We start from the raw sequence: 18,098 nt of genomic DNA on the forward strand, positions 1-18,098 counted from the left end.
CGCGCGCGGCGGCTATGTCTCGGCCATGAGCCTCGACATCCGCCGCGCCACGCCCGCCGACGCCGACACCCTGTCCTCGCTGGGGGCCCGCACCTTCAGCGAAACCTTCGGCCATCTCTACCCGTCCGAGGACCTGGAGACCTTCCTGGCCTATGCCTACGGCCTGGAACGCACCCGGCGAGACCTGGCCGATCCAGCGAAGGCGAGCTGGCTGCTGGAGGACGAGGACGGCGAGGCCATCGGCTACGCCACCGCCGGACCCTGCGGCCTGCCCCATGCGAAGGCCTCGGCCGAGCACGGGGAATTGCACCGGCTCTATGTGCTGAAGGCCATGCAGGGTGGAGGCCGAGGGTCACTGCTCCTGACCACCGCGCTCGACTGGCTGGTGAAGGCCGGTCCTCGCCCACTGTGGATCGGCGTTTTCTCGGAGAACCTGGGCGCGCAGAAGCTTTATGCGCGGCTGGGGTTCGAGAAGGTCGGGGAATATCGCTTCCCGGTCGGCGAGACGCAGGACCTGGAGTTCATCCTGAGACGGGGGTGAAAACCCAATTCCTCCCCCCATGGGGCATGGCAATCGCAGATGAGCGCGAGACGACTTCCCCCTTCCCCCTTTGATGGGCGAAGGGCCGGGGATAGGGGTGAAAGACTGTCCGGACGGGGGCGCGCAAGGACGAATATCTCGGGCGCCTTGCCTGCGAAACCGCAGCATCACCCCCACGCCCGCCCCTCCCCCATCAAGGGGGAGCGAGAAAAAGTCAGCTCCAAACCATATGCGATAGACCTGCCCACAAGGCCCATAGGGGGAGGACCTGTTGCCTTGGCCGCCCGAACCCGCCATCCTTCGAACAACCGTTCGAAAGCACGCCTGCCATGTTCCTCCGCTTCTTTTCCGAGCTCCGCGCCGCCAAGGTGCCGGTCTCCCTGCGCGAGTACCTCCTGTTGATGGAGGCGCTGGACAAGGACGTCATCGATCGCCGCATCGAGGACTTCTATTTCCTGTCGCGGGCCAGCCTGGTGAAGGACGAGAAGAACCTCGACAAGTTCGACCGAGTGTTCGGCCATGTGTTCAAGGGGCTTGAAACGGTCGAAGACGGCCTGACAGCCGACATCCCGGCCGAGTGGCTAAAGGCCCTGACCGAAAAGTTCCTGACCGACGAAGAGAAGGCCCAGATCGAGGCCATGGGCGGCTTCGACAAGCTGATGGAGACCCTGCAGGAGCGCCTGAAGGAACAGAAGGAGCGCCACGAGGGCGGCTCAAAATGGATCGGCTCGGGCGGCACCTCTCCCTTCGGAAACAACGGCTACAACCCCGAGGGCGTCCGCATCGGCCAAGACAAGAGCCGGCACGGCAAGGCGGTTAAGGTCTGGGACAAGCGCGAATACAAGAACCTCGACGACAGCGTCGAACTGGGCACCCGCAACATCAAGGTCGCCCTGCGCCGCCTGCGCAAGTTCGCCCGCCAAGGCGCGCAGGAGGAGCTGGACCTCAACGGCACGATCCGCGGCACAGCGGAAAAGGGCTATCTCGACATCCAGATGCGCCCCGAGCGGCGCAACACCATCAAGGTTCTGTTGTTCTTCGACATCGGCGGTTCGATGGACGGCCATATCAAGCTCTGCGAGGAGCTGTTTTCCGCCGCCAAGACCGAGTTCAAGCACCTGGAATTCTTCTATTTCCACAACTGCCTGTACGAGGCCGTCTGGAAGGACAATCGCCGCCGCCAAGCCGAGAAGACCCCGACCTTCGAGGTGCTCAACAAGTTCCCCCACGACTACAAGGTGATCTTCGTCGGGGACGCCACCATGAGCCCCTACGAGATCACCTATCCGGGCGGCAGCGTCGAGCATTGGAACGAAGAGGCGGGGGCCATCTGGATGACCCGCCTGACCGACATCTACCAGAGCGCCGTCTGGCTGAACCCGACGCCCGAGCGGCACTGGGACTACACCCAGTCGATTGGGGTGATGAAGCAGTTGATGAACAACCGGATGTTCCCCCTGACCATCGACGGCCTGGACAAGGCGATGCGGGAACTGGTGCGAGGCTAGTCGGCCTGGTCCGGCTCGCACGCCGCTTCGGGCCTGGCCAGATCGTTCAGGAGTACTTGGCGGCTTCGAGGTCGTGGAGGCGGCGGTCGACCGGGCAGCGCGGCCTGGGTTTGCGGTCTTCGGGCATGGACGTCGGCTCCTTCCAAAGCCTCCCCCTGGGTAAGGTGGTCGCGCAGCGACCGGTGAGGGGTCTCTCGGACCTGTCCGGACAAGGCTTTCGACCCCTCATCCGACCTGCTTCGCAGGCCACCTTCTCCCGCAAGGGGGAGAAGGAAACTCCGGCAGCAACCCGCCCCCAACAGTCCTTCCCGACGTCCGCTTGTGAACAGTCTCGAGCCCTCTGGCGTTGCCCATGGCAAGCCCTTGCAACGGCGGCGAACCATCAACGATCCGCACGACCTCGACCGCTTCGTGACCGCCCAGGCGTCGACCTATGACACCGCCTTGGCTGAGCTTCGCCGCGGCCGCAAGGCTAGCCACTGGATGTGGTTCATCTTCCCGCAGGTGGCCGGACTCGGCTTCAGCGCCACCTCGCAACGCTACGCTATCGGCTCGCTTGACGAGGCCCGGGCCTATCTGGACCATCCGGTGTTGGGCCCGCGCCTGGTCAGGGCCGTCGAGGCCGTCAACGCGGTGGAGGGCCGCGCCCACACCATCTTCGGCGCGCCCGACGACATCAAGTTTCAGTCCAGCCTGACGCTGTTCGAACAGGCCGCGTCCACCCCAGAGGTTTTCGCGGCGGCCCTGTCGCACTATTACAACGGCCAGCGCGACACCCGCTCCCTGGCCCTGTAGGATCGCGGCCGCAGCCGATAAGGCGGGCGCCCGTCACTTTCCTCCGCCCACCGCCCATCTTGACGCTTGCGCCAATTTCGAACGGCCGTAAGACTTCCCCGCAGGTAAAGGGGGATACCGTCAGTGAGTCCGAAGAGCGAGGCCGTGGCCGCTGCCCAAGCGCCCGAGGCCGACATCGAGAGCATCGACAACGAGGCCGTCACCAAGAACCTGGTGTTCGTGGCCGCCGAGCGTCTGTTCGCGCTGCACGGCTTCCAGAACGTGTCGGTGCGCGACATCACCGCGGCGGCGGGGGTGAACCTGGCCTCGGTGAACTATCATTTTGGCTCCAAGGACGCTCTGATCTACGAGATCTTCCGTCGCCGCACGGTCGAGCTGAACCGCGAACGGGCCAAGAAGCTGCACGAGGCCATCGACCGCCACGCGGGTTCGCCCCCGGTGCGCGAAATCCTGGCCGCTCTTCTGACCCCGCCGCTGACGTGGCTGGCGCCCGACCATGAGCGCCGCATCTCGTTGCAGTTCCTGATCCGGGCCCGCAGCGAGGGCACCGATGAGATCCGCAAGGTGCTGCAGACCGACGTCACCCACCTGCGCCGCTTCTCCGACGCCCTGCTGAAGGCGCGTCCAGACTTGCCGGCCGAGCAGATCTACTGGCGGCTGCACTTCACCCTGGGCATGCTGCACAACAACCGCTTCGCTGAGTTCGACCGCCTGAACGTACTGTCGGAAGGCACGACCAGCGAGGCCGACGTCGAAGCGCTGCTCTCCCGCATGCTGGCCTTCGCCGAAGCGGGCTTCGCGGCCTAGGACTCTTCTGTCGCCAGCGTCCAGGCCTGCTTCAAGTCCTCGACCAGCTGTGCATAGGCGCGAGCCTTGGCGTCGGGGTCGGGCACGCGCAGCAGGTAGGAGGGATGCCAGCTGACCAGGCCCTGGCCGCCGTCGCTCAGCGGTTGGGGTTGGCCCCGGCTCTGGCCGATCGGCACGGCCTTGCCGAACACCGCCAGTCCGGCCGTCGCGCCCAAGGCGAGGATCACCTTGGGTGCTACCAGCCGGCGCTCGGCGTCGAGCCACCAACGGCAAGCCTGGACCTCGCCCCGGTCGGGGGTCTTGTGGATCCGCCGCTTGCCGCGCGGCTCGTGCTTGAAATGCTTGACGGCGTTGGTGACGAAGGTCTGGGCGCGAACGACGCCGGCCTCGGCCATGGCCTTGGCCAAAAGCTGGCCGGCGGGACCAACGAAGGGCGCGCCCTGCAAATCCTCCTGGTCGCCCGGCTGCTCGCCGACGATCATCAGATTGGCCCCTCTTCCACTCAGGAGGGCCGGCCCGACGCCCGGCACGCCCTGGGTGGCGTCGCGCCACAGGTCGCAGCGGCGGCAGACCTGCACCCCGGCGGCCACCTCTTCCAGGTTCACCAGGTTGCTCTCGCCGTAAGAGCCATCGCGGCTATGGCGCAAGGCGGCCTTGAGCACCCGTTCCGAGGGCTTGGTCGGTTGGGCGGTGACCATCAGATCGGTCCGGTTCTGGGCTTGCTCGATCAGCTGCGGAATGAGCGCCGCCTCCGGCAGGTTCCGCCAATAGCGCTTGGGCATCTCCTGTTTCATCATCACCGGGTTCAGCCGGGCCGGGTTGAAGATCGAGGCGTAATAGGTGCGCCACATCTCCTCCTGGGCATCCTGCGACGGCGCGTCGGCCGGATCGGCGCCGGGCGACATCGTCAGGAAGCTGCGGTCCCAGTGGACGCAGGCGTCGGGGGTCAGGATCGACCAATTCATGTTGGCGAACCGCCGGGCGAAGAACGGCGACGCCGCCTCGGTGACCCGGTGGGCAGGCTCGAACCAGGCGACGAAGGTCTCGGGCGTCACGTCCTCCACCAGGCGGAAGCGGACGAAGGCGTGCATCTTGTGGATCGCCCGGCCCACGTTCTTGGCCATGTCGCGGGCCTTGGCGACATTGGCGTCGGCGGGGTTGTCCAGCAGCTTGGGCTGGGCCTCAAGGCGGTGGAGGATGCGGTAGAGCAGCGACAGGCGCTCGGGCGAGCGGTGAAGGATGACAGTCTTGGCGAGATCGACGAAGGCGGCGGGGACCTTAAGAATTCTTCCCTCTCCTATTTCAGGCGCCCTTCCCTCCCCTTTATGGGGAGGGAAAGAACCGGCGCCCTCAAACAGGTCCCGCTCCACCGTCCACACGACCGCCTCCGGCGCCACGCCTTCGGCCCGCAGCGCCCGGGCCGCGTCGCGCCAGCCGTCGAAATCGATCTCGGACTCCAGCCGCACGACCCGCATCAGAACAGGCTCAGCTGCTGTGGCTCGACCAGCGACGCCCGCAGGCCCGCGCCGTCCGTGGCGGCTCCTGGCGTCCAGTCGGCGGTGACGATGAACGGCTTGGCGCGCTTGACCGAACCGCAGACGCGCTTGACGTCTTCCAGGGTGAGCCGCGTCTGGATCCGGGCCAGCAGGATGCGGTCGACCCCCTTGGTCCCCAGGCCCGGCGTGCGCAGTAGGGTCTCGCGATCGGCGGTGTTGACGTCCACCGGGAAGTCGCCCCGGTTTCGCAGGGCCCAGGCGGTCTTGGGGTCCATGGTCAGATCCAGGTCCTCGCCCGGCGCGACGATCTCGCCCTGGCTAAAACCGTAGAACCGCATCAGCCAGTCGGCTTGATAGAGCCGGTGCTCGCGCACCAGCGGCGGGCGGATCAACGGCAGGCGGGCGCTGCTGTCGGCCATAGGGCTGAAGGCCGAATAGTAGACGCGCTTAAGCTGGTAGGAGCCATACAGCGCCGCGCTGCGGGCCAAGATGTCGCCGTCCTTGGTGGCGTCGGCGCCGATGATCAGCTGGGTCGACTGGCCGGTGGCGAACTTGCGAGGCTTGGCGCGCCCGACCTTGACGGGCTCGTTGCGATCCTCGATGGCCAGCCGCATGCGGCCCATGGCCTTCTTGATGCCGGCTGCGTCCTTCTCCGGCGCCAAGGCCGCCAAGCTCTCGTCCAGCGGCAGCTCGACATTGATCGACACCCGGTCGGCATACAGCCCCGCCTCAGCCGCCAACTCCGGCGAGGCCTCGGGGATCAGTTTCAGGTGGATATAGCCGCGGAAGTCATGGTCCAGCCGCAGGCTCTTGGCCACCCGCACCATCTCTTCCATCGTGTAATCGCCGGTGCGGATCACCCCCGACGACAGGAACAGCCCCTCGATATAGTTGCGCTTGTAGAAGTTCAGGGTGAGGTCGACGACCTCCTTCACCGTGAATCGCGCCCGGGTGACATTGGACGACACCCGGTTGACGCAGTAGGCGCAGTCATAGATGCAGAAGTTAGTCAGCAGGATCTTGAGCAGGCTGATGCACCGCCCGTCCGGCGCGTAGGCGTGGCAGATGCCCATCCCCTCCGTCGAGCCAACGCCCTTGCCGTCCGTCGAGTTTCGCTTCTGGGCGCCCGACGAGGCGCAGGAAGCGTCGTACTTCGCCGCGTCGGAGAGGATGGCGAGCTTGCGTTTCAGATCGAGGATAGCCATTCCCCTATCCTATTGTTCTTATTTTGTTCTGTCGACTGCGATCACCTGGCTGTGACGGAACGAAGCGGGTTTCCTCGGGTTATTTTGGCCCATGGCGCGGCTCGGCATCCTTCATGAAACGCGGTACGCCTACGCCCGGCCGGTCGGGTTCGGGGCTCACCGGCTGCTGATCCGGCCGCGCGACAGCCATGCCATCCGCATCGTCAAGGCGTCGCTGCAAACCTCCCTGCCCGGCGAGACCCGCTGGACCTACGACGCCGTTGGCAACTGCGTCTGCTGGTTCACCCCGCGTGGCGAGGCCGACGGCTTGACCATCACCAGCCGCCTGATCATCGACCGCTTTCCCGCGCCCCTCACATCGTTGCAGATCGACGATCCTCACACCATCTCGCCCATCGTCTATTCGCGCGAGGACCGGGCGGTGCTGAACCCGTTCATCACCCCGGCCACCGACGACGACGACCGCTTGCTGCTGCGCTGGCTGCGCCAGCAGATGGAACGGCCCGACGAGCCGGCGATCGACTTCCTGCTGCGGATGAACCGCACGATCCACGACCACTTTACCTATCAAGCCCGGCCCGAGGCCGGTACGCAAGCGCCCGCCGAGACCATCAGCCTGGGCAGCGGCACTTGCCGCGACTTCGCCTGGCTGATGGTCGAGGCCTTGCGCCGGCTAGGCTATGCTGCGGTGTTCGCCACGGGCTACATCTATAGCGGACCAAGCTCGGCCCTGCGGGGCGCGGGCGCCACCCACGCCTGGTGCGAGGTCTTCCTTCCCGGCCTGGGCTGGACCGAGTTCGACCCTACCAACGGCCTGGCGGAGTCGCCGGACCTCATTCTGGTGGCCCATACCCGCACCCCCAGCGAGGCCAAGCCGATCTCGGGCACCATCCTGGACGATCCGGGCGAGGCCAAGCTGAACGTGTCGGTCGAGGTGCGACTGTTGGATGGCCTCAGCGCGGCGGCCTGAAGACAAGAAAAACACAAGGGAGGACCGATATGATCAAGTCTTTCGAACACCAGGCTAGAGCATTTTCGAGCGAAGTGGTTCCGGTTCGCTTGAAGAAAAATGCGTTAAAACAGAAGATTAGAGCTCACGGCCTGACGCAGTCAGGTTGGGAAATGCTCTAGCGCGACTCTGGCTCAGATTGAATCGGCATTCAAAATCTTCCGTCTCCCCGGCGAAGGCCGGGGCCCAGGTGAAACCACGAGAGGCTCTGGATCAATCTGGCTCCCGGCCTTCGCCGGGAAGACGGGGAATAGGAGCGATGCATCTGTGTAAACCAAACGCGCTCTAAGCTGAGCGGCGCCCACCTGCCCTATCCCGTCGCCAAGCCCCAGCACGGCCAGAAGCCGGACGCCGACTGCCTGAAGATCCCGGGACGACGCACGTTCGATCCCCGCCCCGGGCGTTGAGTCACAGTTCCAGGAACGCCTCGAAGCCACCGAAGATCATCCGTTTGCCGTCGAACGGCATGTTTGCCATGTAGCCCTTCAGGCGCTCGTCGGCCATCACCTTGGCCATGATCTCGTCGCGGGCGGCCTTGTCGCGATAGGTGATCCACGAGAACACCACGACCTCGTCCTCGCTGGCCTGCACCGCGCGCGGGAACGAGGTGACCTCGCCGTAGGGCACGTCATCACCGAAGCACTCGACGTAGGACAGGGCCCCGTATTCCATCCAGACCTGGCCGCCGAGGCGAGCCATTTCCTTGTAAGCCTCGATCTTGGCCTTGGGGACCGCGATCACGAAACCGTCGACATAAGACATGACGTTCTCCTTTGCTGTGTTGACCAAGGACGTGCGAGGCGGGGTCGCTCCTACTTCAACCGCCGACCGCCCTTCGAGTGCCCCGCCGTCATCGGATCCGGCTTCTTGGGCGGGATCCAGCCCTCCGGCGGCACATAGCTCGACTGGTTGGTGCCCAGTCCCATCTTTCCCGGCTCCTGGCGCTTCAGGTAGGAGGCCTGGGGCGCGCCGGCCTCCGGTTGCTCCATCACCCGCAGGTCGCGGCGGATCAGGTCGATGCGATCGCGCAGGGCAGCGGCGGTTTCGAAGTCCTCGGCCGCGACAGCCTGGGCCATCTCCGCCTCCAGCTCGGACAGGTGGGTTTGGGACGGCATCGCGGGCTCCGGCGGCGGTTCACGACCATAACGCGCCAGGCTTGAGATCGGCGAACGCCAAGCGTAAGCCCTAGCCGTGTCTTTCGTGCAGCCCGAAGCGCCCGTTCGCGGGACCCGCCTGATCTCCCTAGCCGTCGCCAGCGCGCTGCTGATGGAGTTCATCGACTCCACCGCCCTGTCGACCGCCCTGCCTACCCTGGCCCGGGCCTTCAGCGTCGACCCCATCCACCTGAAGCTGGCCCTGACCTCCTACATCCTGGCCCTGGCGGTGTTCACCCCGGCCAGCGGCTGGGCGGCGGAGCGGTTCGGGGCGCGGCGGGTGTTCATGACCGCCATGGTGGTGTTCCTGGCCGGCTCGGCCCTGTGCGGCCTGTCGCGCAGCCTGGAAACCCTGGTCGCCTCGCGGATCGTCCAGGGAATCGGTGGGGCGATGATGACGCCGGTGGCGCGGCTGATCGTTGTCGGTGCGACCCCCAAGGACAAGCTGATCAAGGCCATGGGCTGGTTCACCATGCCGGCCCTGATCGGCCCGCTGGTCGGCCCGCCCCTGGCCGGCCTGGTGCTGAGCGTCGCCGCCTGGCCGTGGATCTTCTACCTGAATGTCCCCATCGGCCTGCTGGGCATGACGGCGGTGATGCGCTTCGTGCCCAAGAGCCAACCCCAGGAGATGGGCCGCTTCGACTGGCTGGGCTTCACCCTGTCGGCCGTGGCGATCAGCGGCCTGGTGGTGGTGGCCGAGACGGCGGGACTGTCGTTGTTGCCGCTGTGGGGCGTGGCGCTGGTGCTAGCCTTGGCGATCGGATCGGGCTGGCTCTACCTGCGCAAGGCCAAGGTGACGCCCAAGCCGATCCTCGACCTGGGCTTGCTCAAATATCGCACCTTCCGCGCCAGCCTGGTGGGCGGGGCCTTCGTGCGGCTGGGCATCGGGGCCAGCCCGTTCCTGATGCCGCTGCTGCTGCAGGTAGCCCTGGGTTGGAGCCCCCTGAAGGCCAGCATGGTGACCTTAGGGACGGGCGTCGGCGTACTAATCGCCCGCCCGTTCGCCGCCGCCGGCCTGAAGCGCTTCGGCTTCCGCACCTCGCTGGCGGTGTTCGTCACCGCGACCGCGATTCTGACCGCCGCGCCGGGCTTCTTTCGGCCTGAGACGCCGATGCTGCTGATGGCTGGAACCCTGTTCCTTGGCGGCTTCGCGCGCTCCAACCAGTTCATCGCCGCCAACACCATCGCCTATGCCGACGTGCCCCAGGCCCAGATCGCCGCGGCCTCAACCCTGTCGGCGGTCGCCCAGCAGGTGGGCCTGGCCCTTGGCGTCAGCTTCGGCGGCCTGATGCTGCACCTGGCCCGCGGCCACGGCGCCCACCTGACGCCCGAGCGCTTCGTCTGGCCCTATATGGCGATCGGGGTGGTGACCCTGCTGGCTCTGCCCGTCTATCTGCGGCTGGACCGGGACGCGGGCTCGGAACTCAGCGGGCGGGCGCGGACGGTGGGGCCGCTTACTGATTTGGCCCCAACGCCCGCCCATCCCGACCGTTCTTCGCTCGACTAGGGACGGACGCTATATCCGTCCGTTGGCGCGATCCACAGCACGGTGGTCGTCATCGCAGGCGCCGGCTGTCCATCGAGCGTGGCCGAAGCCGACATCGCCCCATTTCCCTGCAGATAGTAGGTGCAGATTTCCTTGCCGAGAATGGGGGCCATGGCTGCCAAAAGCTGCTCGCGCACCTTGGCGGATACAGCCGGATCGGCCGTCTTCCCGCCCACAAAAACCTCCGCGTCATGGAAATCCGAGAACTGGCCGCAAACCGCGCCCGATTTCACGATCACCGGTTCCGCCGTCTTCAGTGTCACCACTGGCGACGACGCGATCAGCACCTCGGCAGTGTTGATGATGGTCCCGTCGGCCTTAAAGACATAGCCGGCGAGGGACTGGCAGGTCTTGGCCGACAGGTTGGGCGCATAGCACTGCTGCATCCCCTTTCGCGCCAGCGCCAAGGGGTCGGCGTCGGCCGAGGCGGCGGCCTGAACCGCCGCCGTCAGGATCAAGGCCAACATCCCTAAACCTCCGTCTTCAGATAGATCTCAGACCCCTGTTCCCGGAACTTGTCGCTCATCTCGGCCATGCCCTGCTCGATGGAGTTCGGCGCTAGTCCCGCCGCGAATTCGCGGACTTCGTGGCTGATCTTCATCGAGCAGAACTTGGGACCGCACATCGAGCAGAAGTGCGCGGTCTTGTGCGCCTCCTTGGGCAGGGTCTCGTCGTGGAAGGCCCGGGCGGTCTCGGGGTCAAGGCCCAGGTTGAACTGATCCTCCCAGCGGAACTCGAACCGCGCCCGGCTGATGGCGTCGTCCCACATGGCCGCGCCGGGGTGACCCTTGGCCAGGTCGGCGGCGTGGGCGGCCAGCTTGTAGGTGATGACGCCGGTCTTGACGTCGTCGCGGTCGGGCAGGCCCAGGTGCTCCTTGGGCGTCACGTAGCAGAGCATGGCCGTGCCGAACCAGCCGATCATCGCCGCCCCGATCGCCGAGGTGATGTGGTCGTAGCCAGGGGCGATGTCGGTGGTCAACGGGCCGAGCGTGTAGAAGGGGGCCTCGTGGCAGTGCTTGAGCTGCTCATCCATGTTGGCCTTGATCTTGTGCATGGCCACGTGGCCCGGCCCTTCGATCATCACCTGCACGCCGTGCTTCCAGGCCACCTTGGTCAGTTCGCCCAGGGTGCGCAGCTCGGCGAACTGGGCCTCGTCATTGGCGTCGGCGGTCGAGCCTGGACGCAGGCCGTCGCCTAGCGAGAACGACACGTCATAGCTGCGCATGATCTCGCAGATGTCCTCGAACCGCTCGTAGAGGAAGTTCTCCTTGTGGTGGGCCAGGCACCACTTGGCCATGATCGAGCCGCCGCGCGAGACGATGCCCGTCACCCTCTTCGCCGTCAGCGGGATGAAGGGGAGCCTGACGCCGGCGTGGATGGTGAAATAGTCCACCCCCTGCTCGGCCTGTTCGATCAGGGTGTCGCGGAAGACTTCCCAGTTGAGGTCCTCGGCCACGCCGTTGACCTTTTCCAGCGCCTGATAGATCGGCACCGTGCCGATCGGCACGCTGCTGTTGCGGATGATCCAGTCGCGGATGTTGTGGATGTTGCGGCCGGTCGACAGGTCCATCACCGTGTCGGCGCCCCAGCGGGTGGCCCAGACCAGCTTGTCGACCTCGTCGGCGACGGTGCTGAGCACCGCTGAATTGCCGATATTGGCGTTGATCTTGACCAGGAAATTGCGGCCGATCGCCATCGGCTCCAGCTCGCCGTGGTTGATATTAGCCGGAATGATGGCCCGGCCGCGCGCCACTTCCTGCCGGACGAACTCGGGCGTCACGAAGTCGGGGATCGACGCGCCGAAGTCCTCGCCATCGCGTACGCAAGGCCGGTCCTGCTCGCGGCGCAGGTTCTCGCGGATGGCGACATATTCCATCTCGGCGGTAATAATCCCGGCCTGGGCGTATTCCAGCTGGGTGACCTTCTGGCCGGCGCGACCCTTGAAGATCGGCCGCTTGGCCATGAACTGCGGGGCCAGGTGCTTGCCCTGGGCGAAGCCGTTGTCCTCGGGCTTCACCTCGCGGGGGTTGAGCACCAGGTCGCAGTCGCCTCGGGCGATGACCCACGGCTCGCGCGAGCGTTCCAGGCCCTTCTCGATGTCGATCACCGCATGGGGGTCAGTGTAGGGGCCCGACGGGTCATAGATGGTGACCGGCGGCTCGTTGGCGCTGGGGTGGACGGCCACCTCGCGGAATGGCACCCGGATGTCGGGAAACAGGCTGCCGGCCTGGTAGACCTTGCGGCTGCCAGGGCGCTCGCCCGTCGGGATCGCGCCGCCAATCTTTTCCTTAAGAAGGGGGGCGTCTTTGATGGGCAGTTGAATATTCATGGTCGGGCGCTCCTCAAGCGTTAAGGAGACCCGGACGTGTCGCGCTAAGTCGGTGTGCGAGCTTGGTTTTCGCCAAGACCGCGTTCCCTCCCTTCGCCGGCATGACCCGGATCAGGTTCGACGGGTCAGGGCTTACGCCCAATCTCAGCCGCGCAAGCGACCCCCCGGTGAACAGGGGGACACTAGGCCGGTTGACGCGGGGGTCAAGGGCGGCCGTGCGTCCTTCGAGGCCCGCTGCGCGGGCACCTCAGGATGAGGAGCTCTGTGGCTCTGAAGTCCTCATCGTGAGATGCGAGGCGGAGCCGGGCCTCGAAGGACGCAACGCGCCTAGAGCGTTCCCGCCGAGAACGTGTCGCAGGCGCCGGGATCACCGGCGTCATAGCCCTTGCCGAACCACTTCATGCGCTGGGCCGAGGAGCCGTGGGTGAAGCTGTCGGGCATCACCCGTCCCTGGGTCTGTTCCTGGATGGCGTCGTCGCCGACCGCCGCGGCCGCGCCCAGGCCGTCCTCGATGTCGGCGCGGTTGATGGCGATCTTGCCGCCCGAGGCTTCCGGCGCGTGCTTGGCCCAGACGCCGGCATAGCAGTCGGCCTGAAGCTCCAGACGCACCGAGCCGCTCTCCGCGCCGCGCGCGCCCATGCGCTGGGCCTGGTCGGAAGCGCCGGTCAGGGTCTGGACGTGGTGGCCGATCTCGTGGCTGATCACATAGGCACGGGCGAACTCGCCCTTGGCGCCGAACCGTGTCTCAAGCTCCTTCCAGAAGGCCAGGTCCAGATAGACCTTGTGGTCGGCGGGGCAATAGAACGGCCCCATGGCTGATTGGCCCGTGCCGCAGCCGGTGGCCGTGGACTGGTCATAGAGCACCACCGCCTCGGGCGGCGTGTACTTGATATTGTGCCGCGCCAGGACCGGACCCCAGACGTCATCGTTGGAGGTCTCGACCACGTCGATGAACTGGCCTTCCTGGTCCGTCACCTGGCCGCGAGCGCCCTCCTGGGCGGCCGGCTGCTGAGCGCCATTGACGGCGTTCATCGTCGTTTCCGGCGGCACGCCGAACACGAAATAGCCAATGATCGCCAGCACCACCGCGCCAATGCCGCCGCCGGCCACGCCGACCGGCCCCAGACCGCGACGGTCCTCGATATTGCCCGAGCGGCGTCCCCCACCCCATTCCATGCGATCGTTCTCCGTGTTGATTATTGAGCAGGCCTGATGGCGCTCAGGCGGGCGCTGTTCTGCGCCAAGCGGGCGTCGGTCAAGCGGTCCATGCGCTCGGCCTGGGCGGCATAGTCGTCGGCCGAGGCTCCGCGCGGTGGAGCAGCCGGCAGGGTCGGGCGCAGGCTGGGCGAAACCGGCGTGGTTGGCGTCAGCGCCAGGTCGCGCAGGGTCAGCTGGGTGGAAAAACGGCCCTGGGCGGCGGCGGCTTCGCGCTGCGCGCCCAAGGCGTTCTGTTGGGCGATATCCTGTTGCTGCACGATGAGGTTCTGATCGCGCAAGGTCCGCAGGTCGACCTGCGCCAGGGCCGGGCCGCCGACGGCCAAGGCCGCCATCGCGGTCGTCGCCCAAAATCGAGCCTTGCTCATCTCGCGCTCCAGTTTCGAGGTCCCGATCGTGGCGCGCAAGGCGTCGTGGTCAAGGTCGCTTGACGGTGAAACGCGCCAACTCCTTTTTCGGCGCATCCCAGGCGGGATCAAGTTCCAACGCCTTGGAATAGTCGCGGTAGGCGGCCGTGACGTCGCCGAGGTTCTCATGGGCGATGGCGCGATTGTAATACGCCTTTTCCGGATCCTTGACCCCCAGGGCCAGGCCTTGGTCGATCTGGCTCAAGCCCTCATCATAGCGCTGGGTTCCGACGAAGGCCGCGCCGCGATTGACGAAGGCCTCGCCCAGGTTCGGATCGATCCTGGAAGCGGAGTCGAAATCACTGACAGCGCCGTTGAAGTCCCGCTGGCGCATGTAGAGCACGCCGCGATTGACATAGGTGCGGGCCCTGTCTCGGAAGTTCAGGGTCTCGATGTCCAACGCAACGGTGCAGGTGGTGACCGAAGCCTTGTCGGCGCGGCCGTTGAGCGCGGCGTTGGAACAGTCCTTGGCCGCGCCGCCGCCGATGATCAGGGTCGAGGCGTGGGCGGTTCCGGCGGCAAGGACCGCAGCGGCGACAAGGACGGTGGACCGGATCGAACTCATGGCGTTCCTCCCAAAGGCGCGCGGCCTTCTGGCGAGGGCGCGGCGGGGGGCCGTCGCGTGCCCGACTTCACGAGGAAGCCACGCCGGGCCGTGCTTTTCTGCGCCCGACCATAGCACGACTGCGCGCGAGGCTGTAGGTGGATCGACGACCGCCGGTTCCCTCAGCAGAGACGCCTCGCATGCACCTGGCCCGCTTCCCCCGCGCCCGTTTCGCCCACCTGCCCACGCCGCTGGAGCCCCTGCCCCGCCTGGGCGCCGAGCTCGGCGTCGACCTGTGGGTCAAGCGCGACGACTGCACCGGCCTGGCCGGCGGCGGCAACAAGACCCGCAAGCTGGAGTTCCTGCTCGGCGAGGCCCTGGCCCAGGGCGCCGACACCCTGGTCACCCAGGGCGCGGTGCAGTCCAACCACGTGCGCCAGACCATCGCCGCCGGCGCGCGCCTTGGCCTGAAGAGCGAGATCATCCTGGAGGAGCGCACAGGCTCCAAGGCGTCGGACTACGTCGGCAACGGCAACGTCCTGCTCGACCGGCTCATGGGCGCTTCGATCCGCTTCGTGCCGGGCGGGACCGACATGGTGGCCGAGCTGGAGGCCTCGGCCGAGGCAGTGCGTCAGCGCGGCGGCAAGCCCTATGTCATCCCCGGCGGCGGCTCCAATACGGTCGGCGCCCTGGGCTATGTCGACTGCGCCCGCGAGTTGGTGGTCCAGGCCGACGCGATGGACCTGAAGATCGATCGCCTGGTCACAGCCACCGGCAGTGCCGGCACCCATGCGGGCCTGGTGGCCGGTTTCGCGGCGCTCAGCGTGGACGTCCCCATCCTTGGCTTTGGCGTCCGCGCGCCCAAGGCCAGGCAGGAGGAGAACGTCTTCAACCTGGCCGTCGCCACCGCCGAGACAATCGGCGCAGCGGGCCGGGTGACGCGCGAAATGGTGGTGGCCGACTGCGACTATGTCGGCGCCGGCTATGGCCTCATCGACCAGGGCGTCATCGACGCCCTGACCCTGGCGGCCCGCACCGAGGGCCTGCTGCTGGACCCGGTCTATTCCGGCAAGGCGATGAAGGGCCTGATCGACCAGGCCCGCAAGGGCGCGTTCGCGGGCGAGCGGGTGGTCTTCCTGCACACCGGCGGCGCCCAGGGGTTGTTCGGGTACCAGAGCGAGATGGAGGCGGCGCTTGTCTAAGACCCTGGGCGTCCTCGGCGGCATGGGCCCCGCCGCCACGCTGGACTTCCTGGCCAAGCTGCAGGCCGCAACGCCGGTCAACCGCGAGCAGGATCACCTGCGGGTGCTGGTCGATATCAACCCCAAGGTTCCCGACCGCAACAACAGCGACGACGCCGCCGGCCCGGTGCTGGCCGAAATGGCCGTGGGCCTGCGCGACGCCGGCGCCCAGGTGCTGGCCATCGCCTGTAACACCGCCCATGCCTATGCGGCCGAGGTGAAGGCCAGCGGCCTGCCCCTGGTCGATCTGATCGAGACTGCCGGGCTCGCCGCCCAGGCCGCGGGGGCCGAGCGGGTCGGCGTGCTGGGCACAAACGGCGCCCTGGCCCTCTATCGCCGCACTTTTTCGCATCAGGCGCTGGAGGCCGTGACCCTGGACGATCACGAGCAGGTGGAGTTCATGGCCCTGCTCTATCGCGTCAAACACGGCGACCTGGGTCCCGACAGCCGCGAAACCATGGCCTCCCTAGCCCACCGCTTGGTCGGCAAGGGCGCGCAGGTCGTCGTCGCGGGCTGCACGGAAGTGCCTTTGGTAATGGGCGCGGCCGATCTGAGCGTGCCGTTCATCGACGCGACGGAGGCCTTGGCCAAACGCTGCGTCGCGGTGTGCCTGGCCGCTGATTAGGCGCTATTCGCCGTCGAGATGGGCGAAGCTGCGAGCCTCGGCCTTGATGGCCACCTGGGCGCGGACTCCCTCGTCAAAGAGCGCGCTGGCATAGTCGAGGGCGGCCTTATAGGCGGCCTCCTGGTTTGAATGGCGCGACAGCACCTGGCCTTCGCGTTCGACCGCCCAGTCGAACGGTTTGGTGACAACCAGGATCGAATCCATGGCCTACTCCTGATCGCCGGCCCCAACGCCGTAATGATCCCCCTACGGACCATTGATGCCCGATTCCGCCACCGCGCCTATGCAGAGCAGTACAGTTTGCGCGCGAAGGCGCTACTTTCGGCCTTAATGGCCGCAACAGCCGCCTTGGCCGCCGGTCGAGCCTCCAGTCGAGCCGCCGCCGTGGCCGTCGCCATGCCCGCCGCCGCCGTAGCGGCCGCCGCCTGACACCGAGACGCTGGACGACGCGCTACCGCTGGCGCTGCTGCTGGCCGAGGCGCTGGTCCCGCCGCCCGACCAAGCGCGGCCGCCGCCATAGGCCCCGCCACCGTAGGACTGGCCGCCGCGACCGCGAGTCGCGCCATAAGCCAGGGCCGCGCCGGTGGCCAGGCCGGCGCCATAGGCCGAGCCGCCGCCGTAGGATTGGCCGCCGCCATAGCCGGACTGGTACCGGCCGTCATAGGCTTGGCCGCCGTAGGCTTGGCCGCCATAGTTGGACTGGTCGTAGCTATGGTCGCCATAGGCCTGACCGCCGTAGCTGGACTGGCCGCCGACCCAGCCGCCGCCGAGCCCGGTACGGGCCGTTGTGCCGCCGTAATAGTAGCCGCCGCCGGCGAGCGCGCCGCCCTGGTCGCTATAGCCGCCACTCTCGCTGTAGCGTTCCGAGCTGGACTCGTAGGTCTGTTCCGAGCGCTCAAAGCCCTGGGCGACCTGGCCATAGGTCTGCCCGCGATCCCGATAGCCACGATCATCATGGGCGCGGTCATCGTCGCAGTCGCAGCCGGGACGCACGACCGTCTGCTGACGATCGACATAGACCGGACGATCGATCGGCACTTCCACGCGGCGCTCGATGATGCGATCGACGGGGCGGTCCACATAGACAGGACGATCCACGGGCACTTCGACGCGCTTTTCGACGACGCGCACCACGGGCACCTCGACCCGCTTCTCGATGACTCGATCGACGGGACGGTCCACATAGACCAGGCGGTCCACGGGCACTTCCACCCGCTTCTCGATGATGCGATCGACCGGGCGATCGACATAGACGGGACGGTCGACTGGCCTTTCGACGATCTTGACGACCGGAACCTCGACCCGCTTCTCGACGATGCGGTCTACCGGGCGATCGACATAGACGGGACGGTCAACGGGCACTTCGACCCGCCTTTCAATATAGACCGGGCGCTCGACGACCTTGACCCGGGCGGACGGCCGGGGCGCGGGCTTGCGAGCGGGCGCCGGCTTGGGCGCGGGCCGGGTGATGGGTGTGACGTGCGCGGGATAGCCGTCGGCCAAGGCGGCCGAGGCCGGCGCCAAGGCGGCGAACGTCAAGCTCGCGGCTCCGACCAGAAGGATTGTCTTCGGGTTCATACTCAACGCCTTTTTTCCGACCAAGCCGCCACGCACCTCGCGGACGCGCCCCCGATGCGTGTCCGAAAAGCGTCCCATTCTGGGTCGCGACAGGGTGT

General features: G+C 66.8%; 19 protein-coding genes and 1 riboswitch. Of the genes, 8 read left to right on the forward strand and 11 right to left on the reverse strand.

The window, feature by feature from the left end:
• Window positions 1-25 precede the first annotated feature (25 nt).
• The 4 genes from ACP696_RS02885 (at window position 26) to ACP696_RS02900 (ending at window position 3,651) form a co-directional block, all read left to right on the forward strand.
• Window positions 26-541: a GNAT family N-acetyltransferase gene (locus tag ACP696_RS02885; protein WP_426012737.1), complete on the forward strand. Its 516-nt coding sequence runs from the start codon at window positions 26-28 to the stop codon at window positions 539-541.
• Between the two features lie 329 nt (window positions 542-870).
• Window positions 871-2,049 (forward strand): vWA domain-containing protein, encoded by a 1,179-nt coding sequence (locus ACP696_RS02890; RefSeq protein WP_426012739.1) that lies wholly within the window; start codon window positions 871-873, stop codon window positions 2,047-2,049.
• 363 nt (window positions 2,050-2,412) lie between these two features.
• Entirely contained in the window at window positions 2,413-2,844 is a 432-nt protein-coding gene (locus tag ACP696_RS02895; protein ID WP_426012741.1) for a DUF1810 domain-containing protein, read from the forward strand.
• A 144-nt stretch (window positions 2,845-2,988) separates the two neighbouring features.
• Complete coding sequence (locus ACP696_RS02900) at window positions 2,989-3,651, forward strand: TetR/AcrR family transcriptional regulator (protein WP_426012742.1); 663 nt, start codon at window positions 2,989-2,991, stop codon at window positions 3,649-3,651.
• Here ACP696_RS02900 and ACP696_RS02905 read toward each other — a convergent pair.
• The gene (locus ACP696_RS02905) at window positions 3,648-5,126 is read right to left on the reverse strand and encodes a UdgX family uracil-DNA binding protein (protein ID WP_426012744.1); all 1,479 of its coding nucleotides are present in this window, start codon (window positions 5,124-5,126) and stop codon (window positions 3,648-3,650) included. The two genes, ACP696_RS02900 and ACP696_RS02905, sit on opposite strands and share 4 nt — an antisense overlap.
• Window positions 5,126-6,352, reverse strand: coding sequence for a putative DNA modification/repair radical SAM protein (locus ACP696_RS02910; protein ID WP_426012745.1), 1,227 nt, complete (start codon window positions 6,350-6,352; stop codon window positions 5,126-5,128). The genes ACP696_RS02905 and ACP696_RS02910 overlap by 1 nt, the downstream gene beginning before the upstream one ends.
• 91 nt (window positions 6,353-6,443) lie before the next feature.
• Between ACP696_RS02910 and ACP696_RS02915 the strand changes: the two genes are divergently transcribed.
• A complete protein-coding gene (locus ACP696_RS02915) occupies window positions 6,444-7,322 on the forward strand; it encodes a transglutaminase family protein (RefSeq protein WP_426012747.1) in 879 nt (292 codons plus the stop codon).
• Window positions 7,323-7,769: 447 nt separating this feature from the next.
• Here ACP696_RS02915 and ACP696_RS02920 read toward each other — a convergent pair whose 3' ends face one another.
• Together ACP696_RS02920 and ACP696_RS02925 are read right to left on the reverse strand one after the other, a co-directional pair.
• A complete protein-coding gene (locus ACP696_RS02920; RefSeq protein ID WP_426012749.1) occupies window positions 7,770-8,123 on the reverse strand; it encodes a DUF1428 domain-containing protein in 354 nt (117 codons plus the stop codon).
• Window positions 8,124-8,173: 50 nt separating this feature from the next.
• Complete coding sequence (locus ACP696_RS02925; RefSeq protein WP_426012750.1) at window positions 8,174-8,476, reverse strand: UvrB/UvrC motif-containing protein; 303 nt, start codon at window positions 8,474-8,476, stop codon at window positions 8,174-8,176.
• Between the two features lie 76 nt (window positions 8,477-8,552).
• On the opposite strand from ACP696_RS02925, the gene ACP696_RS02930 reads away from it, so the two are divergent.
• On the forward strand, window positions 8,553-10,022 hold the full coding sequence (locus ACP696_RS02930) for an MFS transporter (RefSeq protein ID WP_426012752.1): 1,470 nt from the start codon (window positions 8,553-8,555) through the stop codon (window positions 10,020-10,022).
• On the opposite strand, the gene ACP696_RS02935 is transcribed toward ACP696_RS02930, so the two are convergent.
• The 5 genes from ACP696_RS02935 to ACP696_RS02955 all read right to left on the reverse strand — a co-directional run bounded on the left by ACP696_RS02935 (window position 10,019) and on the right by ACP696_RS02955 (window position 14,577).
• A complete protein-coding gene (locus ACP696_RS02935) occupies window positions 10,019-10,528 on the reverse strand; it encodes a hypothetical protein (RefSeq protein WP_426012753.1) in 510 nt (169 codons plus the stop codon). The genes ACP696_RS02930 and ACP696_RS02935 overlap by 4 nt on opposite strands.
• A gap of 2 nt (window positions 10,529-10,530) precedes the next feature.
• Window positions 10,531-12,390: a phosphomethylpyrimidine synthase ThiC gene (gene thiC / locus ACP696_RS02940; protein WP_426012755.1), complete on the reverse strand. Its 1,860-nt coding sequence runs from the start codon at window positions 12,388-12,390 to the stop codon at window positions 10,531-10,533.
• A 71-nt stretch (window positions 12,391-12,461) separates the two neighbouring features.
• Window positions 12,462-12,567: riboswitch (TPP riboswitch) on the reverse strand.
• 150 nt (window positions 12,568-12,717) lie between these two features.
• On the reverse strand, window positions 12,718-13,566 hold the full coding sequence (ypfJ, locus tag ACP696_RS02945) for a KPN_02809 family neutral zinc metallopeptidase (protein WP_426012757.1): 849 nt from the start codon (window positions 13,564-13,566) through the stop codon (window positions 12,718-12,720).
• Between the two features lie 20 nt (window positions 13,567-13,586).
• Window positions 13,587-13,973: a hypothetical protein gene (locus ACP696_RS02950; protein WP_426012758.1), complete on the reverse strand. Its 387-nt coding sequence runs from the start codon at window positions 13,971-13,973 to the stop codon at window positions 13,587-13,589.
• A gap of 49 nt (window positions 13,974-14,022) precedes the next feature.
• Window positions 14,023-14,577, reverse strand: a complete 555-nt coding sequence (locus ACP696_RS02955; protein WP_426012760.1) for a tetratricopeptide repeat protein — start codon at window positions 14,575-14,577, stop codon at window positions 14,023-14,025.
• 179 nt (window positions 14,578-14,756) lie between these two features.
• Here ACP696_RS02955 and ACP696_RS02960 point away from each other — a divergent pair, with 179 nt between their 5' ends.
• Window positions 14,757-15,758, forward strand: a complete 1,002-nt coding sequence (locus ACP696_RS02960) for a D-cysteine desulfhydrase (protein WP_426012762.1) — start codon at window positions 14,757-14,759, stop codon at window positions 15,756-15,758.
• The gene (locus ACP696_RS02965) at window positions 15,751-16,422 is read left to right on the forward strand and encodes an aspartate/glutamate racemase family protein (RefSeq protein WP_426012764.1); all 672 of its coding nucleotides are present in this window, start codon (window positions 15,751-15,753) and stop codon (window positions 16,420-16,422) included. The genes ACP696_RS02960 and ACP696_RS02965 overlap by 8 nt, the downstream gene beginning before the upstream one ends.
• Before the next feature lie 3 nt (window positions 16,423-16,425).
• On the opposite strand, the gene ACP696_RS02970 is transcribed toward ACP696_RS02965, so the two are convergent.
• Together ACP696_RS02970 and ACP696_RS02975 are read right to left on the reverse strand one after the other, a co-directional pair.
• On the reverse strand, window positions 16,426-16,626 hold the full coding sequence (locus ACP696_RS02970) for a hypothetical protein (protein WP_426012766.1): 201 nt from the start codon (window positions 16,624-16,626) through the stop codon (window positions 16,426-16,428).
• Between the two features lie 123 nt (window positions 16,627-16,749).
• Window positions 16,750-18,000 carry an IMCp domain-containing protein gene (locus ACP696_RS02975; RefSeq protein WP_426012767.1) on the reverse strand — a complete coding sequence of 417 codons (1,251 nt, stop codon included), beginning with the start codon at window positions 17,998-18,000 and terminating at the stop codon, window positions 16,750-16,752.
• Window positions 18,001-18,098: the final 98 nt, after the last annotated feature.

Source organism: Caulobacter sp. DWR3-1-2, from assembly GCF_049896225.1.
Taxonomy (GTDB): domain Bacteria; phylum Pseudomonadota; class Alphaproteobacteria; order Caulobacterales; family Caulobacteraceae; genus Caulobacter.

What these genes read in the sequence shown, in the direction of transcription:
- ACP696_RS02885 (WP_426012737.1), top strand. Translation starts at nt 26, where the DNA reads ATGAGCCTCGACATCCGCCGCGCCACGCCCGCCGACGCCGACACCCTG.
- ACP696_RS02890 (WP_426012739.1), top strand. Translation starts at nt 871, where the DNA reads ATGTTCCTCCGCTTCTTTTCCGAGCTCCGCGCCGCCAAGGTGCCGGTC.
- ACP696_RS02905 (WP_426012744.1), bottom strand. Translation starts at nt 5,126, where the DNA reads ATGCGGGTCGTGCGGCTGGAGTCCGAGATCGATTTCGACGGCTGGCGC.
- ACP696_RS02910 (WP_426012745.1), bottom strand. Translation starts at nt 6,352, where the DNA reads ATGGCTATCCTCGATCTGAAACGCAAGCTCGCCATCCTCTCCGACGCG.
- ACP696_RS02915 (WP_426012747.1), top strand. Translation starts at nt 6,444, where the DNA reads ATGGCGCGGCTCGGCATCCTTCATGAAACGCGGTACGCCTACGCCCGG.
- ACP696_RS02920 (WP_426012749.1), bottom strand. Translation starts at nt 8,123, where the DNA reads ATGTCTTATGTCGACGGTTTCGTGATCGCGGTCCCCAAGGCCAAGATC.
- ACP696_RS02925 (WP_426012750.1), bottom strand. Translation starts at nt 8,476, where the DNA reads ATGCCGTCCCAAACCCACCTGTCCGAGCTGGAGGCGGAGATGGCCCAG.
- ACP696_RS02935 (WP_426012753.1), bottom strand. Translation starts at nt 10,528, where the DNA reads ATGTTGGCCTTGATCCTGACGGCGGCGGTTCAGGCCGCCGCCTCGGCC.
- thiC (WP_426012755.1), bottom strand. Translation starts at nt 12,390, where the DNA reads ATGAATATTCAACTGCCCATCAAAGACGCCCCCCTTCTTAAGGAAAAG.
- ypfJ (WP_426012757.1), bottom strand. Translation starts at nt 13,566, where the DNA reads ATGGAATGGGGTGGGGGACGCCGCTCGGGCAATATCGAGGACCGTCGC.
- ACP696_RS02950 (WP_426012758.1), bottom strand. Translation starts at nt 13,973, where the DNA reads ATGAGCAAGGCTCGATTTTGGGCGACGACCGCGATGGCGGCCTTGGCC.
- ACP696_RS02955 (WP_426012760.1), bottom strand. Translation starts at nt 14,577, where the DNA reads ATGAGTTCGATCCGGTCCACCGTCCTTGTCGCCGCTGCGGTCCTTGCC.
- ACP696_RS02960 (WP_426012762.1), top strand. Translation starts at nt 14,757, where the DNA reads ATGCACCTGGCCCGCTTCCCCCGCGCCCGTTTCGCCCACCTGCCCACG.
- ACP696_RS02970 (WP_426012766.1), bottom strand. Translation starts at nt 16,626, where the DNA reads ATGGATTCGATCCTGGTTGTCACCAAACCGTTCGACTGGGCGGTCGAA.
- ACP696_RS02975 (WP_426012767.1), bottom strand. Translation starts at nt 18,000, where the DNA reads ATGAACCCGAAGACAATCCTTCTGGTCGGAGCCGCGAGCTTGACGTTC.